Annotated in this window: 11 protein-coding genes; 5 read left to right on the top strand and 6 right to left on the bottom strand. The window is 42.3% G+C overall.

Annotated elements, in window-relative coordinates; translation table 11 throughout:
* Position 1: 1 nt before the first annotated feature.
* Entirely contained in the window at positions 2–3,664 is a 3,663-nt protein-coding gene (gene ppsA, locus V7K30_RS12630) for a phosphoenolpyruvate synthase (protein WP_334999559.1), read from the bottom strand.
* A gap of 189 nt (positions 3,665–3,853) precedes the next feature.
* Here ppsA and V7K30_RS12635 point away from each other — a divergent pair, with 189 nt between their 5' ends.
* Complete coding sequence (locus V7K30_RS12635) at positions 3,854–4,258, top strand: hypothetical protein (RefSeq protein WP_334999760.1); 405 nt, start codon at positions 3,854–3,856, stop codon at positions 4,256–4,258.
* A 234-nt stretch (positions 4,259–4,492) separates the two neighbouring features.
* Here the strand turns inward: V7K30_RS12635 and V7K30_RS12640 are convergent, their stop codons facing one another.
* The 3 genes from V7K30_RS12640 to V7K30_RS12650 all read right to left on the bottom strand — a co-directional run bounded on the left by V7K30_RS12640 (position 4,493) and on the right by V7K30_RS12650 (position 8,299).
* Positions 4,493–4,930, bottom strand: a complete 438-nt coding sequence (locus tag V7K30_RS12640; RefSeq protein ID WP_334999561.1) for a DUF29 domain-containing protein — start codon at positions 4,928–4,930, stop codon at positions 4,493–4,495.
* Between the two features lie 88 nt (positions 4,931–5,018).
* Positions 5,019–5,759 carry a hypothetical protein gene (locus V7K30_RS12645; RefSeq protein ID WP_334999563.1) on the bottom strand — a complete coding sequence of 247 codons (741 nt, stop codon included), beginning with the start codon at positions 5,757–5,759 and terminating at the stop codon, positions 5,019–5,021.
* A 611-nt stretch (positions 5,760–6,370) separates the two neighbouring features.
* On the bottom strand, positions 6,371–8,299 hold the full coding sequence (locus V7K30_RS12650) for an alpha-amylase family glycosyl hydrolase (protein ID WP_334999565.1): 1,929 nt from the start codon (positions 8,297–8,299) through the stop codon (positions 6,371–6,373).
* 478 nt (positions 8,300–8,777) lie between these two features.
* On the opposite strand from V7K30_RS12650, the gene V7K30_RS12655 reads away from it, so the two are divergent.
* The 3 genes from V7K30_RS12655 to V7K30_RS12665 all read left to right on the top strand — a co-directional run bounded on the left by V7K30_RS12655 (position 8,778) and on the right by V7K30_RS12665 (position 12,503).
* Positions 8,778–9,824 (top strand): hypothetical protein, encoded by a 1,047-nt coding sequence (locus V7K30_RS12655; RefSeq protein WP_334999567.1) that lies wholly within the window; start codon positions 8,778–8,780, stop codon positions 9,822–9,824.
* A gap of 247 nt (positions 9,825–10,071) precedes the next feature.
* Entirely contained in the window at positions 10,072–11,898 is a 1,827-nt protein-coding gene (locus V7K30_RS12660) for a protein kinase domain-containing protein (protein WP_334999569.1), read from the top strand.
* 386 nt (positions 11,899–12,284) lie between these two features.
* The gene (locus V7K30_RS12665; RefSeq protein WP_163937100.1) at positions 12,285–12,503 is read left to right on the top strand and encodes a hypothetical protein; all 219 of its coding nucleotides are present in this window, start codon (positions 12,285–12,287) and stop codon (positions 12,501–12,503) included.
* 49 nt (positions 12,504–12,552) lie between these two features.
* Here the strand turns inward: V7K30_RS12665 and ribD are convergent, their stop codons facing one another.
* Entirely contained in the window at positions 12,553–13,785 is a 1,233-nt protein-coding gene (ribD, locus tag V7K30_RS12670; RefSeq protein ID WP_334999571.1) for a bifunctional diaminohydroxyphosphoribosylaminopyrimidine deaminase/5-amino-6-(5-phosphoribosylamino)uracil reductase RibD, read from the bottom strand.
* Between the two features lie 234 nt (positions 13,786–14,019).
* Positions 14,020–14,619, bottom strand: coding sequence for an MBL fold metallo-hydrolase (locus V7K30_RS12675; RefSeq protein WP_334999573.1), 600 nt, complete (start codon positions 14,617–14,619; stop codon positions 14,020–14,022).
* Between the two features lie 197 nt (positions 14,620–14,816).
* Here V7K30_RS12675 and V7K30_RS12680 point away from each other — a divergent pair, with 197 nt between their 5' ends.
* Positions 14,817–16,025, top strand: coding sequence for a pyridoxal phosphate-dependent aminotransferase (locus V7K30_RS12680; protein WP_334999575.1), 1,209 nt, complete (start codon positions 14,817–14,819; stop codon positions 16,023–16,025).
* Positions 16,026–16,116: the final 91 nt, after the last annotated feature.

Genomic DNA, 16,116 nt, shown 5'->3' on the forward strand with positions numbered 1-16,116 from the left:
ATTAAGATTCAGCACTCTCGACTTTTGCCACTTCCAGCATCGTCTTTAAAACCGAATCTGGATTCAGACTAATAGAGTCAATTCCTTGTTCAACTAAAAACTGGGCAAATTCTGGGTAATCGCTGGGTGCTTGTCCACAAATGCCGATTTTGCGATCGCATTTTTTCGCCGCTTCTATGGCCATTTTCACCATTCGCTTGACAGCTGGACTGCGCTCATCAAATAACCGCGCCACCAAAGCCGAATCCCGATCTATCCCTAGTGTCAGCTGAGTTAGATCATTAGAACCAATCGAGAAACCATCAAATACCTCAGCAAATTCCTCAGCCAGAATAACATTACTGGGCAACTCACACATCACATAAACCTGCAAGTCGTTAACACCTTGCTTTAAACCATTTTTTGCCATCTCTGCCAAAACCAACCGCCCTTCATCGGGAGTGCGACAAAAAGGAATCATCGGGATCACATTCGTCAAACCCATTTCTTCCCGTACTCGTTTGAGGGCATGACACTCTAAGGCAAAAGCTTCTCTGTAGCCTTCATCATAGTAACGCGCCGCTCCTCGCCAACCCAGCATTGGGTTTTCTTCATGGGGTTCAAACTGTCGCCCACCTAACAAATTAGCATATTCATTACTTTTGAAATCTGACATTCTTACAATTACTGGTTTAGGATAAAATGCCGCCGCAATTCTACCTATGCCTTGAGCTAATTTATCTACAAAATATTGGGGTTTATCATCGTAAAGTGCAGTAATGTCAGCAATTTTAGCTTTGACAAATTCATCTTTTAACAAGTGATAGTGAATCAACGCCATTGGATGAATTTGGATTTGGGTAGCGATGATAAATTCTGTCCGCGCTAAACCTACGCCATCATTGGGAATTGCCGATAAACTCAATGCTTCTTGAGGATTACCCACATTCATTAAAATTTGAGTGCGGGTGCGGGGTAAGTTCTCTAAAGGAACTTCTTGAACTTCAAAAGGTAATAAACCTGCATAAACTTTTCCCTCTTCCCCTTCAGCGCAAGAAATTGTTACCTCTTGACCAGGTTTCAAAATTTCCGTAGCATTGCCACATCCCACGATCGCAGGTACACCCAATTCTCGCGCAATAATTGCTGCATGACAATTACAGACAATCACTGGTGTATATTTGCTGGTAAATACAACATAGTTATGATGTTCGGCAACTGTAACATTGAACACATCATCATGAGTCTCTTCATCAACTGCAACCACCCGATGCATCCGAATATCACCTGCAAGTAGGTGATTAAATTTGCCAATTTCATCTAGTTGTTTGTCAGAAATCAGGAAATTATTATCTCTTCTGAGTTTTATCTGTCCTGTGGCATTTTCATCAAATAGTTGTTTGGTAGCAAAAAAGCGTGTTTGTATTACTCTATCCCTAACTTTCCCTTTAACTCTGTTGGTAAATTGCAATATCTCTACTAATTTTTCAATCAACTGGACATTGTGTATTCCTCTATTTTTTGTCACTTGAGGAACAGTACCTATTTTTAAACAAGCGACAATTACAGCTTGTAATAAAAGTTCTTCTGACACATATATATGAATGCGATTATTAAAGTAACAACCATCTCCATCAATCACACCTGCCAGAAAATTATAAGCAAATTCCACAGAGTTGTTGAGCAATATACTAACAATATTTTGCTCTTTGTCGTGCAAATCGTAGGCTATTTGTTTAGAGTAGAGTCTGTAAGCTGTTGCTTGACCTACTACTAATTGACCTCTTATATACCCAGAAGACGGATTTTTTGGATATGCGACAAATGATTTATTGTAAAGTGTATTCACGCATTCGTGCATAGCAGCTATAAATTGCTGCTTTGGCAAAGTATCCTTTTGGATAAACTGTACCTCTCCATGAGTACGGCGTTTGTAAATTGATCCATCTGTGAGAATACCCCCTAAGAAGTAAGCCATCTTGATGTTTTCTTTTTGAGGCGCATCCAACTGGGGGATATTTTTTGCTACTATCACCATTTCTTGGGCTGCAAGCATATCTTGAATTTCAGTTTTTAGATATTCACCACCTCTGATGTTAATCATTTTGTGATCTGGAGTCAGATGTAAGCAGTTGTCAGTAACTCTAGCTGTTTGAGAGACGCTGACACTAATCATTCTTGATTGTCTTTTCATGGAATCAAGAATTGGTTGCCACTCTATTTTGTTTGTCTGGGTATTTAATGATAGAGTTAGCAAACCTTCATAACCTTGCTCATAAATCTGACGCAAGGTCATAAAGCCTTTATTGGTTAAGACCTTTGTTTTTCCATCAAAGCATGTCCTACCACCAGAGTTGGTGACAATTGCACTAGCGCGTTTCATAATTGGTTCCCAATCGGGATCAGTTCTCTCTGTCACCAAAACTTCCCCGGCTTTGAACTGTCCAAGTTTTTGAATATCTAAAATTAGGCGTGCTTTCCCTTGACTAATTGCTTCTCCAATCGCCCGTCCCGTAATTAGAGGTGTTGGAGATTGGGAAGATTTTTCCCCAGTCCCTAGTCCCCAGTTCCCAGTCTCCAATAACAACCGATAACTCCGCAATATATTTCCCGTCTTCTGCGATTGCACAGTTTCGGGACGCGCTTGCACAATAAAAAGTTGGTTAGTAATTCCATCTTTTGCCCACTCGATATCCATTGGAGTCGAAATGCCGTGGACTTGGGAATAATGGTCTTCAATTAAACACGCCCAATTTGCTAGTTGTAGAATCTCTTCATCACTCAGGGCGAATTTGCCTCTTTCGCTGGCCGGAACAGCCACATTTTTCGTAAATTTGGAGCCATCATCATAAATCATTTTCAGTTCTTTGCTGCCCAATTTTTTATCGATAATTGGGCGGAAACCAGCTTTTAAAGTTGGTTTAAAAACATAGTATTCATCGGGATTTACAGACCCTTGAACAACATTTTCACCTAAACCGTAGGCGGCTGTAATCAGTGCCGCATCCTTAAATCCGGTTTCTGTATCAATGGAGAACATCACCCCAGAGGTTGCTAAGTCAGAGCGCACCATTTTTTGTACGCCCACAGCTAGAGCAATGCTAAAGTGGTCAAATCCCTTGGTATGGCGATAAGAAATGGCGCGATCGGTAAATATGGAAGCAAAGCACTTGTGACAAGCTGCTAAAACTCCTTCAGCACCGACAACGTTGAGGTAAGTTTCCTGCTGTCCGGCAAAACTAGCATCGGGCAGATCCTCAGCAGTCGCGCTGGAACGGACTGCAACATCTGTCTCTGCGTTGTATTGCTCGCAGAGACTCTGGTAGGCTGTAGCGATCGCCTCCCGCAATTCTAAAGGAAATGGGGTGTGGATTAATAGCGATCGCGCTTTTTTTCCCCGTTCTCGTAAATTTTTGACATCCTCAACATCCAAGTCAGCAAAGAGTTTGCGTAACTTTGCTTCTAACCCCGCTGATTGAATGAAATGACGATAAGCGTAAGCAGTGGTGGCAAATCCTGTGGGAACGTTAATCCCTTTGGGCGTTAGCTGTTGAATCATTTCCCCCAGTGAGGCATTTTTACCACCAACTACGGCGATATCAGCAATGCCAACTTCATCAAACCACAAGATGAGCGATCGCTCTTGGGCAGATGGAGATAAAGTGCTTTTAGATACTGTAGCCATAAATATTACCTTTTAAGTTTATACTCAATTTGTAAGTGCGTAACCGCTAGTATATTTTTCCCATATTCAATTTTATATTTTGCAGCCAGTCAGGTGATTTTAGATTGTGCAATTAAATTCCTAGCTATAGTCTATAAATAACAATTATTCGAGATAATGGGTATATATGAATACCTGAAGCAATCCACAATGGTGCAACTAGAACGACTGCTGAAAATGGCAGAAGATCAGCTAACTGAATACAGCACTGATGCCCGTAAAATTGAAAAACTGCGCCGTAAAATAGGTTTAACAGTATCGGCAACAGAACAGCAGCAAGTCAAAGAGGCATTACTGGCTACTATGAAATCTAATATAATTACCCAAGTTGTGGAAGAACAAAGGCAAGCAGTAGCTTTACCATTTTGGGGAATTGCTGGATTGGGTTTGTTATTCGGAATTTCTTTAAATCAACCCATAGGCTTGTTAGCGTCTGTAGTTGGCACTGTATTAGCTTACAGAATTCAGAAATGGGGTTGGCAATTGCAGGCAAGGACTCTATTGTTACAAACATTGGAAGATATTGAAGCGCGTATTGCCCAACCAAATAAGTAACAAAATAGATCCATTTTCAAGAGAAAATACCTCTGTAAATTTGTATTTTAATATACAATTATATCAACTAGTCACTTGATTGACACCTTGTAAGTACTTAATAATTTCTTTGGGATCACCAGAGCAAAAAAATTAGATATAGGATTTGATTCAGGTATTTATGATGCTAGTTTGCGTGGATGCGAGGTATTTTTTATACCACTCATCCATCTTGCTTAGGATCAGCAGTCTAACTTAGAGGAAGTCAGCATTAAGAACTTGTTCCATAGTGAAAGGATACTCAAGGGGAAAAGTTTCTATTGGCATTTGAGTCTCATTTGCTGCATCTCTACGGGCACGGCGATAATATTTCTCTATCCACTCCCAGTCCTCAAGAAAGCACCGCAAACTAGGAGTATCTTCCAAGCAATCTTGAATTTGGTTTCGGCTGTTAGAGATTGTGTTAACCCAACTTTTGATTTTTCGCTCTGGTTGATATTGGCATTTGAGTAAGTGCATTAAAAGCACTTGCAAATAACTTCCAAGTTCCTTTTGTTCACTTCGACCCAAAGCCTCTAGTTCCTCTACCAGATGTTCAACGTCTAACTCAGCCCAGCGTCCTGTCTTCAGGCACTCAGCTTGTTGTTGTGTCCACACCAGAAAGTCTTGATTGTAGAGCGTCGCTTTACTCATCAACAGTTATCCCACTGTTTTCAGCAACATTTCGTCTATTTTCGTCCAATGCAGTGCTTTACTAGACATCTTACAGAAATTACCATCCTTATTGCCTCTTCACAGCAATTGTGTAACTAGGTAGATGTGAGGCATCTGTTTGAGTTTTCACAAGCCGCCAGTCATTATCTATATATAAATGCTCAAACACTTGAGAACTTGCTAAATATGTTTTTTTAAATTCATTAGCATCATTTATCTCTATATTTTCTAATTTGATAGCTTCAGGCAAAGCCAGTTTTGACGCATTCGGTTTGACTTTAGTGTTAACTACATTAGTAAACCAGTTGTAGACTGATTCTAAAGTTAGAGGAATTTCTCTATTTGTAAAAGCCTGAAATCTATCAATGTTTTGAAGAGACCATTTACCATTTTGAACCCCATATTTTTGAATCAGCATGAAATCATAAGCTGGTAAATTTGATTGAAAATTATGGGATAAAGACGACTCTTTTCCCATTATATAGCGAGCTATACTGGCACAGTAACCATCATGCTGGAAAATTTGGAAGGACTGCTCTTGTATTCTTTTTGGTAAACTTTCATGAAACGATATGGTAGACCAGATTGGTGTCCAAACACCCACTAAAAGCCGTAATTGCTCTGTAACACTGAAAACAGGATTGTATTCGCTCAACTTTAGAAAATAGGGAAGTAATTCAGTTTTATAAAAATTTATTTCGGCATTTAAAGTCTCTGGCTTTCGACCTTGAACTCGTGCCAAAATTTCATTTTTAACTTTTAGTGTTTTTGTAGCAGTTAATTGATTTTTTTGTAAGAGGTCGAGCATTACCATTTACCTTTTTCTCATTTGTTTAGATGACTTGGTAAGAATTAAAAACTGGTGAGTTTACTGCTCATAAAGGTATTATGCATCCTTTTATTCTGTAAACCTGTAAAAGGTAAAGCCTTTTCGCTCCTGCTTTTGACAGTTGTTACGTGTTTATGTGCTTGATACTATCTACTTTTACTCATAAAATGGTGTGATCCAGATCACTGTAAACTAAAATATATTCAAGAAGCATTTAGAAATTAGAGTATTGCATACATAGACATGTAGCGGCTTAAAACAGGGTACGAGAAGCGTTATCAATTCACATACAATGAATTGCGAAGGATGAAAATTTTGCTCCTTCACACTTCATTATTTATCTGAAATTTATAAGATTTTCTTGCCGATGCCCAGGTATCACGCCATTTTACAGTGCCTTCTTTGGTAATTACCCAGCAGCGATTTACAAGTAACGCACCAAAAGATCCAACTTAACAATTCGTAATTCGTAATTACTAATTCGTAATTACGTTTTTATCCGCTTATTTGTGTATTTTTTGTTACTTAAAATTCCTAAATAGAGTGAAGAATTAAAATTTTAATCCTTCACTCTACCTCATTCTATATTTCTAAGATTCTCTTCCCGATGCCCAGGTATCACGCCATTTTACGGTACCTTCTCTCGCAATTACCCAACGGCGATTTACCAAATTTTCCCGCAGAGGCGATTGCCCTTCCCGCCACATGGCATATTTATAAGCAATCAGCTTACCAGCACTCTCATCAAAGGGAATCTCAGCAGACCAGGTATTCGAGTTGATGTACTCTAAAGGATATGCTTTGCTGATATCCCAGTTACCCAACTCTGGGCAATCTCCTGTCACCACAATGATTTCACCGGGTTTGGTATCCACGCCATTGAGTTGGACGCGCACAATTGTCTGTGCTTTTATCCGTTCGCCAACGTGGCTGAAAACAAGCACTCCCCGTTCTTCTAGTACTAGGTCATAAATCTTGCCGTCTTTCACTTCATACTTATTGCGAGTCACCACGCAGGTATGTTCCCCATCGGGCAATTCTGTTTCTACTTCTGGTAAGGTAACTTCTCCTCCCCGGTTTAAAGCTACAAAACACAAGGAGTCACGATAGCGGCGCACATAACAGTAAATGTCGGGGGTCAAGTATTTTTGCCAGTGGCTACCCATTGACACTGCGGGATTCAGTCGCCGTAAACCAGACAACAGCCTGATGCAACGATAAATCTCACTCTCGGTATCCCAATTTTCCATCATCGGGCGGTTATATGGGTCGTTACCGCCATCAGTATCGTTATGCAGATACTGTTCTGTGCCGTAATATATACAGGGAATGCCGCGAGATGTCATAATTAAGGCGATCGCAATCTTAAGCATCGCTGGATCGGGGTTCAGCGATTGAAACCGGGACATATCATGGTTATCGATGAAAGTGACTAACTCTGTTGCCCCCTTATAGCGATAATCCTGGTCAAAAATATATTGAATTGTTTGGAATCCATTTTCTGAACCTTGCGCCAGTGCGGCTCGAATTGCCACGCACAACCCAAAGTCTAGAAGTGTCATGCCTGAGTGGTTAACAAATTCCACTGAGCGATCGTCAGTAGGATTACTGTAAATCCATTCACCAAAAATAAATACATCTGGTTTGTGATTGCTCATCTCGCCAGTGAATTCTTGCCAAAACCAGATAGGCATATGCTTGACAGTATCCACCCGCAGTGCATCCACACCCCGGTCTAGCCATTGTTTAATTGCTGACTTGATATACTCCCGATATTCAGTATTGTTTTCATTGAAGGTTGCTAGACCAGATAGTTCACAGTTCTGTACTTGCCAATCGTCTTCCCAGTTTTGCACTTCGCCATAATGGTGATACCAATTATTCACATCATTATTGAAGTCAGCAATTTTCACTCCATCGTCAAACAATTCGCCTTTGCTACCGCTGGTATCAGGGCTGCTATGGTTGCAGACAATATCCAGCACCAGCTTCATATTCCGTTTGTGCAGTTCCGCAATTAACCGATCAAAGGTCGTATTTTTTTCTTCTTGGGTGGCGTTTAAAGAAGGATTCTCTCCATCAGCAATGTAGCGAGGATTAATCCGCTTAAAGTCTTTTGTCCAATAGCCATGTAGCGCTGCATTGCCAACAAATAATTCTTCTACCTGCTCAAACAGTGGAGTTAGCCAAAGGGCTGTCACTCCCATGTTTTTGAGATAATCCAATTTATCGATAACACCTTGCAAGTCACCACCCCAGTACTTACCCCATTCTTGTCTACTGGGATCGTACAGTTCTGAATTTGCACCTTCGCTATTATCTGGATCGCCATCATGAAAGCGATCGACCACAAGAAAGTAAATGGTTTCCTGACGAAATTCAATATCTCTGGTGTAAAGAAACTCTAGGTCAATCTCAGTATCTGATGGTGGTGTTTCTATAATAGCTTCTACTTTTTCTTGTGCAGAATCAACTTTGTATTGATCTGGTGAAAACTGGGATGCAGGGGTTTGTACCATAAAAAAACTCAAAATTTCATGTAATTCACATTTGTAGAACCAACAGTACAACGTTTCGAGTATTGTGTGTGACTACAAACTTCGGTATTGTGACATCTGGCCCACGGTGTAGGTATCTATCGCTAGCTAGTTTATAATTCGATCGGTAGACATAATTCATCTGCTAGAGGATAAAAACAAAAGAATATAGCAGTTATTAACGGTAATTGCTTGATCACAAAAATTTACAATATCTAGTCAAAGTGACCTGCGGTAAATATTGAGCCTAGATCGGATTTAAGTGTATATTCGACAACAGATTTTAGAATACCTCAACTCTTTAGAGATTTTTGTCAACAAGGTTTTGTTACACCTGAGCAATACTGAGTAAACCACGTATTAGCCAACTTTTTCTCTAGAAGATTCGCTCCATTGGTAAACTGACCATTGTCACTTTCAATCTGTTATTACTATCAAGCAATTAATTCAGGTAGCAATTATGACCAAATATGACAAGGTTTTTAACTCACCAAAGACATCAGAGGAATCACTAAGTCCAGAGGAAGCGGTGGCGGCGATCGCAACTGTCACTGCGATCTTTGATTTATCCATTGAAGATGTAGATGCAGAAAGTTTAGCGGGTATCCTCTGGGAATTCGAGGTCTTCGAGGAATACTCAGAAGATGAAATCGCAGAAATAGTCGATAGACTCATAGGCATTGCAGAAGAAGAGGGAATTGGGCCTTTGTTTAATGTCGCCAAAGTATCTCTCTCAGATGAATTAGTGCTAGATGGTTTTGCAGCTGGGGTGATAGTGCTTTTAGACGATGAACTCGCCATCCCCAAATCGAAACAACCCTACCTCAAAAAGCTACAAGCAGCTTTGGAACTGGAGGATGAAGAAGCAGAGGAAATCATTAAGGAGGTAATTGCAGCCTTTAAAGAAGCAGAAGAAGAATATGCAGAGGACGAAGATGAAACAGTAGTCATAGAAGATTTTAGTGAACAGACCTATGAATCCCCTTTAGGTAATTTTACGGTGCCAATTCCGGTTGATCCGCAGCAGGGCGGTAGAATTCAAAGCCAGGAAGGAGTAGTTGGCTTTTCTGATGACATCGGGACTTTGCTGAGAATCGATTATTATCCTTTCCCCCTGGAACAGTTAGAGGAACTGGAGTCTGTTGGACAAGAAGAATATTTACAAACAATCTTAGTAGACAAGTATGTACCCCAAGCGATTTTTGCCAATGTACCAGATGCTTCTGTGGAATATACCGAATATCTGAAAGACACTTTGCGAGGCGCTTACTATGTGTTAATCGATATGCCCAAAGGTTCGACGATTTCTAAGCAAGAAAATAATGGAACTGCGATGAGATTAGACGCTTACCGAGGGCTGCTCACCTTTATCAGTGGTGAATTTTTGTATATAGTTAGTAGTCAGCACAGCTTTATTAACGGTGAAACTCCCGATTCCGTTGAAGAAGAAGCCGAAGACATCAAGGAGAGTATTTTAGAGTTTGTTCAGACTATAGAGTTCACTTAAGACATCTCCGTGGGTTTCAAACCCTCAACTTTTCCTTAGTTAAATCGGCGGTTAGAAACCGCGTCTATACAAGCAAAACCCACCTCCGTGGGTTTAAATTCTTAGTCCGCAGAGGCGGACTTTGGCTGTGTAGCCGCGAATTCCATTCGCCCTGGCTTTGCTTATTCTGATGTACATTTGGAAAGGGCGATGTCTGACGACAAGCCCAGAGGCAAAGTGTCTCCGGTATCTACGCTTGTAATTTTTCATGACAATAACCCTGCTGAACAATCGCTATCAAATTATCCAGGTAATCGGTGCTGGTGGGTTTGGCGAAACCTTTCTAGCAGAAGATGTCCATATGCCTTCTCGCCGTCGCTGTGTGATTAAGCAACTCAAACCGATAACCAATAATGACCCGCAAACCTACCAACTTATCCAACAGCGGTTTGAACGGGAAGCCGCAACCTTGGAGTATTTGGGTGAAAGTTGTCACCAAATTCCTAAACTCTACGCCTACTTTTCTGAGAACGGGCAATTTTACCTCGTCCAAGAATGGATTCACGGCCAAACCCTGACAAAAATTGTCGAAGCCAAAGGATTTGAGAGTGAAACTGCTGTTCGGCAAATTCTCTTGAGTCTGCTTTCAGTCTTAGATTATGTCCACAGCAAAGGCATTATTCACCGGGATATCAAGCCTGAGAACATCATTCTCCGTTCTACTGATGGTAAGCCAGTTTTGATTGATTTTGGTGCAGTCAAAGAAACAATCCGTTCAGTGGTGAATTCTCCAGGATACCCGACGCGATCGCTCGTCATTGGTACGCCTGGGTATATGCCTAGCGAACAAGCCGTTGGCCGCCCAGTTTACGCCACTGATATCTACAGCTTAGGTTTAACGGCGATTTATCTGCTGACTGGCAAATACGCGCAAGAACTAATAACTGATCTGAAAACTGGGGAAATACTTTGGCAGCAATACGCCCCTAACGTCTCTTCCCAATTTGCGGCGGTACTCAATCGAGCTATAAAGCCTCATGCTGGCGATCGCTACAGTACTGCCAGTAAAATGCTACACGCCTTGCAATCTACTAGTCATATTCCCCCACAATCGACTGAAACTAATTCCACTGTTGCATCGACTCGACAAACCCAGGCATTATATTCTCCGCAAAAAAATTCTGCGATCGCACCGTCTTATTCTGGTGGAAACTGGCAAAAACCGGCTGTGATTGTTGGTAGTTTGCTGATCGGCGGCTTACTTGGTGCGATCGCAATTTCTAACATCACTCGTCAGCAACAACCAGAAACAACCATTGCCACAACTCCCACCCCATCGCCAGAATCTTTGCCCACTCCTGCATCTCCCAATCCGCCTGTTTCTTCCCAAACTTCTCCAGTTCCAGTTGTACCGAGATCACGACCACGACAGCGAGTAATTCCCGATCCTTTGCCAGCTTCTGATCCCCCAGTTGTATCCAGACCACAGCCAGAAAAAGAACCTGTAATTTCAGATACTCCAGCACCGGTAGCAGTATCCACACCACAGCCAGAACCAGAGAATCAGACGATGCCTCCGGTGGTCAATCCCACACCAGAAGCGCGTTCCACACCACAAAACAAACCGCGCAGTAAATTAGCTGCCACTACCAGCAGAGAAAGCGTTCCCGCATTCCCTACAGGTACAACAAGAAACATCGTAGAAGCTACCCTCGGCAAACCAAATCAAGATTTAAGAGGCGCATGGGGCAAAACCCGTGCTGTGGTTTACAAACTAGTACCAGACAAAATTGACCTTGGCTACTTATTTGATCGTAATTCTAAAGTGCTGCGTCAAACTGAGGTATCTTTTGCCCAATCGGTAGACCCGCAGGTAATGGAAACTACCTTGAATGGATTGTTAGGTGGGCAAGCCACTGAAGAAATTAAACAGGGACTTAAACAGGTACAACAGCGCCAGTCTGATAATTTTAGTTTTAAGAATGGCTCAGTTCAAGGTCAGATTATCCGCCAAGAATGTGATTTTATTTACATCAGCATTTGGGATGCAGATTTACATGATTTTGTGAGTCCATCGACAGCCAAAAGGTGTTAATTTTTTAGGAAAAGTTGAACTAAAAAGTGAGATTTTTGTATCCCATAAGACAGATTCAGTATTCAAGATAGTCCTTAAAAAACTGGTTTTATGGCGCTAAAATCAACACAATTTCGGTCTTACCAAGCACAAAAACCAACTTTTTAGAATGAGTGCATTTTATTTTCTAGATTTTGCAACTAAACCCATGAAAATCTGTCTTCCCCATGCCCAATCCCCAATGCCCCTTTTCAAACTAAGTTTTAAATTCTTAATCTTCATAAAGTTATAAATACCATTATTAAGTTTTTAATAATACTTGTCTCAGCTTCTACATTCATATCGTAAAGTGCGATCAAAATTGTGTAATCTGAAGACAACTAAGCTAATTATTCAATTGAGGTCTGATGACTCCTACGATTATGCGTCAGCTTTGGTCAGTGGTTGAAACCGCCCAAGCCAAGCTCCTCTTGCAACTGGATGATGCTAGCTTGGTGCAGTGGTTAGTCAAACAAACCGAAACGCAAGTGTTGTTAGATTCTAACGAAACTGATTTTCTGTGCCACTACATTCAATCTCGGCTAGCCCTTATACGTGATATTGCCCATGAACGCCAGTGTTCATGATAGCAAAATTACAATTAATTGATTGATAGTCAAGTGTTATTACTATTGACTATGGGGTTTTTTGGGGAAAATAACCTTCCACTAAGCAGTCAGAGCCGACTACACGCCAACGAACACGTTCTAGAGACAACGCCTCAGTCATGGTAGTAAAACCTAAATCGCCCACAGGTGTGGGAGCAATACTACCACCAATGATTTTCGGGGCGATAAATGCTAGAACTTTTTGCACTGCTCCTTGAGCGATCGCACTAGCAGCTAAAGTACCACCACATTCCCACAACACGCTACAAAAACCCCGCTCATATAAGTAAGCCATAGCTTTATCTGGTGTAAGTGATGTTAATTCCACCACCTCCACCCCAAGTTTTCGCAACAGTTCTTGGAAATGGGGGTTAGCACCCTCTTGTGTCAACACCAAAGTCGGAGCATCCGCAGTTTGCCACAGATGGGCACTTTCCGGTAAGTTGAGATGGCGACTCATCACCACCCGCAGGGGATTATGTGCCTCCACCTGATGGCTGGTTAAGTAAGGATTATCCTGTCGGACTGTATTACCGCCGACAATTATTGCATCACAAGCCGCCCGCAGTTGATGTACTTCACTGCGGGCCTCTTGGCTTGTCACCCAGGCACTATGGCCAGAGGTGGTAGCAATTTTGCCATCTAAAGTCATGGCATATTTTAAAATTCCCAAAGGTCGCTTGTAGAGAATGCGATGCACAAAAGCTTCATTTAGCTGATGACAAGCTTCTTCTTCTACTCCTACCAACACTTCGATCCCCGCCGCCCGTAAACGGGCAATACCACCTCCAGCTACCAGTGGATTGGGGTCAACCATACCCACCACCACTTTTGCCACTCCAGCTTGGATCAATCCTTCCGAACAAGGGGGAGTCCGTCCGTAGTGATTGCAAGGTTCGAGGCTGACATAGATTGTTGCACCACGAGAGCGATTCTCCTGGGGAGAGGCTGCGCCAACGCCTGCTGCCCTCAAGGCAAACACTTCTGCATGAGGCTCACCTGCACGAGGATGAAACCCTTCGCCAACAATCTCGCCATCCTTGACAATCACCGCTCCCACTAGCGGATTTGGCGAAGTCCGTCCTAAAGCGCGGCGAGCAAGTTCCAAACACCGCAGCATCATGCGAGAGTCAAAGTCAGTTCCTACCTTTTCCTTTATAGGAGAATTCGAGCCAACTACTGACTCCACTAGAAGTATATTTTCCTGAGTGGAATTTGGTAAGGATGCATCTGCTTGAGCGACCACTGGGAAATTATCCATAATTTTAGACAATACTGTAAATATTCTGCACGCGATCGCGCAGCCTTTCCACAGGAGAATCGCGCTTTGCTCCTGATAATTAATTAAACAGAGTCAAATTCAGGCGCTATTATTAGCTGTTTTAACTTGCATCAGTCTGTAATATTCACATTACAATTCTTTTTACAGCCTTTTTCATCTATTTAAACCACAATCTCTTGTTGGGTAGCACAGCTAGCTATGCTACCCAGCCATTTACAGCGTCGCTGCAAGTTCTTGTAAGCGATCGCTTCCATCGCGGAAGACGGGCCAACCATCCCCCACCAGCACTGCTTCTACCCGACTCAGTTGAGCCAACCTGCGAACAGAAGCAACAGCCTCCTCTCGATTCAGCAGCTTGTCATCTGGCAATATAGTTAAGCTACCTGCTTTGCGTGCCCTGACTAAATCTCCTGTAATCAAAGTTGTCTCCTCCAGTAACAGAGCCAATTCACCGGGCGTTTTAGAACCTTGGAGTTCAATCACCTTAAGTCCTGGTACAAATTCTTCACCATCAGACAGCCAGCGATCGCAATGTATGGGGAAAATGTCTTTTTCTGCCAGAGGGCCAGCTATCTTAGCATAAGTTTGATCGGCAATTTCTTTACTTGCCCTGACATGCTCAGAATTCGTCAGCACAATCCAAACTACACCACCGAGGGATTTCAGATGATTCCAATCATGGTTTGATAGGGCTACTGGGTCAATCAAGATGTTGCCATCTGGGCGAATCCAGGCAATCCCATTGAAATCAATATTTCTTGCCGGATTGAAATTAGACCAGCTATAGAGATCGGGACGGTGCAAAGATTTCATGATGATTCTGGATCAGTACTTCAATAATTGACTATTAATCTCAATAATTAAGTATATAGATTATAAGGTTGCATTCCCTCTGGATCTGGAATTTGAGTATACTACGATAAATCTATCGAGATTATGAATTTGATCGGGTTGACAGAAATTCCCGCCGAAGCGCAATCGAGATCAACGGAGGTATAGGAGTGAGTGAGATGCAGCGCCAAAAAATATCAGCGAAAGCAGACCAGTTTACAGAGTCGGTGATTCGAGAGATGACGCGGGTGGCACTGCAATACAGTGCAGTGAATCTGGCGCAGGGGTTCCCCGATTTTCCCTGTCCCTTGGAGTTGAAACAGGCAGCTTATGAGGCAATAGAGGCAGATGTCAACCAGTATGCCATTACTTGGGGCGATGTCTGGCGACAAGCCGCTGCGCGTCTACGCCCATTTCGTCAGGCGATCGCCAACAAAGTTCGTTGGTATCTCGGCTTAGATATCGATCCCGAAACCCAAATCACTGTCACCTGCGGTTCCACAGAAGCAATGGCAGCTGTGATGCTAGCGACAGTCGATCCCGGTGAGGAAGTAATTGTATTTGAGCCGTATTACGAAAACTACGGCCCCGATGCGATTTTAGCTGGTGCTAAACCCCGGTACGTGACACTGCATCCCCCCCATTGGACATTTGATGAAGCACAGTTGCGTCAAGCTTTCAATGCCAATACCAAAGCTATTATTATCAACACACCCCACAACCCTACCGGCAAAGTCTTCACCCGTGAAGAACTCACCCTAATTGCTGAACTTTGTCAAAAGTGGGATGTGTTAGCGTTCACTGACGAAATCTACGAACATATTCTCTATGACGGCACTCAACATATTGCCCTAGCGACCCTTCCCGGTATGGAAGAACGCACAATTACCATCAACGGTCTATCCAAAACTTATAGCGTCACTGGCTGGCGAGTCGGCTACATTTTGGCCAACCCCGAATTGACGGGAGCGATTCGCAAAGTCCATGATTTTCTCACCGTTGGCGCTCCTGCACCATTGCAACGAGCCGGAGTTGCCGCCATGCAACTGCCACCATCCTATTATGAAGAACTAGGCAAACTTTATCACCAGAAGCGAGAGTGCATTTTACAGATTCTAGATCAAGTTGGCATTCCCTATTTCGTTCCTAAAGGAGCCTATTACGTTCTTGCAGATATTTCCAAATTTGGCTACAAAACAGATATAGAATTCACTTACCATCTAATTAAAGAGATTGGTGTTGCCGTAGTTCCTGGTTCCAGCTTTTTCAGCCAACCAGAAAAAGGACATTCATTGATCAGATTTTGCTTCAGCAAAAGACCTGAGACATTACAATCAGCGAGCGATCGCTTACTCAAACTCCAAGCAACCCTACAACCCACATCCTAATACTAATTTCTTCTCTCTGCGCCTCTGTGATTCGTTTATCTTCAACATCCCAAATTTATCCAACATGAAAAACCCATAACACCTAATTTAT

The sequence above is a fragment of the Nostoc sp. genome, from assembly GCF_036917655.1.
In the GTDB taxonomy this organism is placed as follows: domain Bacteria; phylum Cyanobacteriota; class Cyanobacteriia; order Cyanobacteriales; family Nostocaceae; genus Nostoc.

Bases quoted from the DNA above. Each gene is read 5' to 3' on its own strand.
- V7K30_RS12680 (WP_334999575.1), top strand. From the start codon at position 14,817: ATGCAGCGCCAAAAAATATCAGCGAAAGCAGACCAGTTTACAGAGTCG.
- ppsA (WP_334999559.1), bottom strand. From the start codon at position 3,664: ATGGCTACAGTATCTAAAAGCACTTTATCTCCATCTGCCCAAGAGCGA.
- V7K30_RS12665 (WP_163937100.1), top strand. From the start codon at position 12,285: ATGACTCCTACGATTATGCGTCAGCTTTGGTCAGTGGTTGAAACCGCC.
- V7K30_RS12635 (WP_334999760.1), top strand. From the start codon at position 3,854: ATGGTGCAACTAGAACGACTGCTGAAAATGGCAGAAGATCAGCTAACT.
- V7K30_RS12645 (WP_334999563.1), bottom strand. From the start codon at position 5,759: ATGCTCGACCTCTTACAAAAAAATCAATTAACTGCTACAAAAACACTA.
- V7K30_RS12655 (WP_334999567.1), top strand. From the start codon at position 8,778: ATGACCAAATATGACAAGGTTTTTAACTCACCAAAGACATCAGAGGAA.
- V7K30_RS12650 (WP_334999565.1), bottom strand. From the start codon at position 8,299: ATGGTACAAACCCCTGCATCCCAGTTTTCACCAGATCAATACAAAGTT.
- V7K30_RS12640 (WP_334999561.1), bottom strand. From the start codon at position 4,930: ATGAGTAAAGCGACGCTCTACAATCAAGACTTTCTGGTGTGGACACAA.
- ribD (WP_334999571.1), bottom strand. From the start codon at position 13,785: ATGGATAATTTCCCAGTGGTCGCTCAAGCAGATGCATCCTTACCAAAT.
- V7K30_RS12660 (WP_334999569.1), top strand. From the start codon at position 10,072: ATGACAATAACCCTGCTGAACAATCGCTATCAAATTATCCAGGTAATC.
- V7K30_RS12675 (WP_334999573.1), bottom strand. From the start codon at position 14,619: ATGAAATCTTTGCACCGTCCCGATCTCTATAGCTGGTCTAATTTCAAT.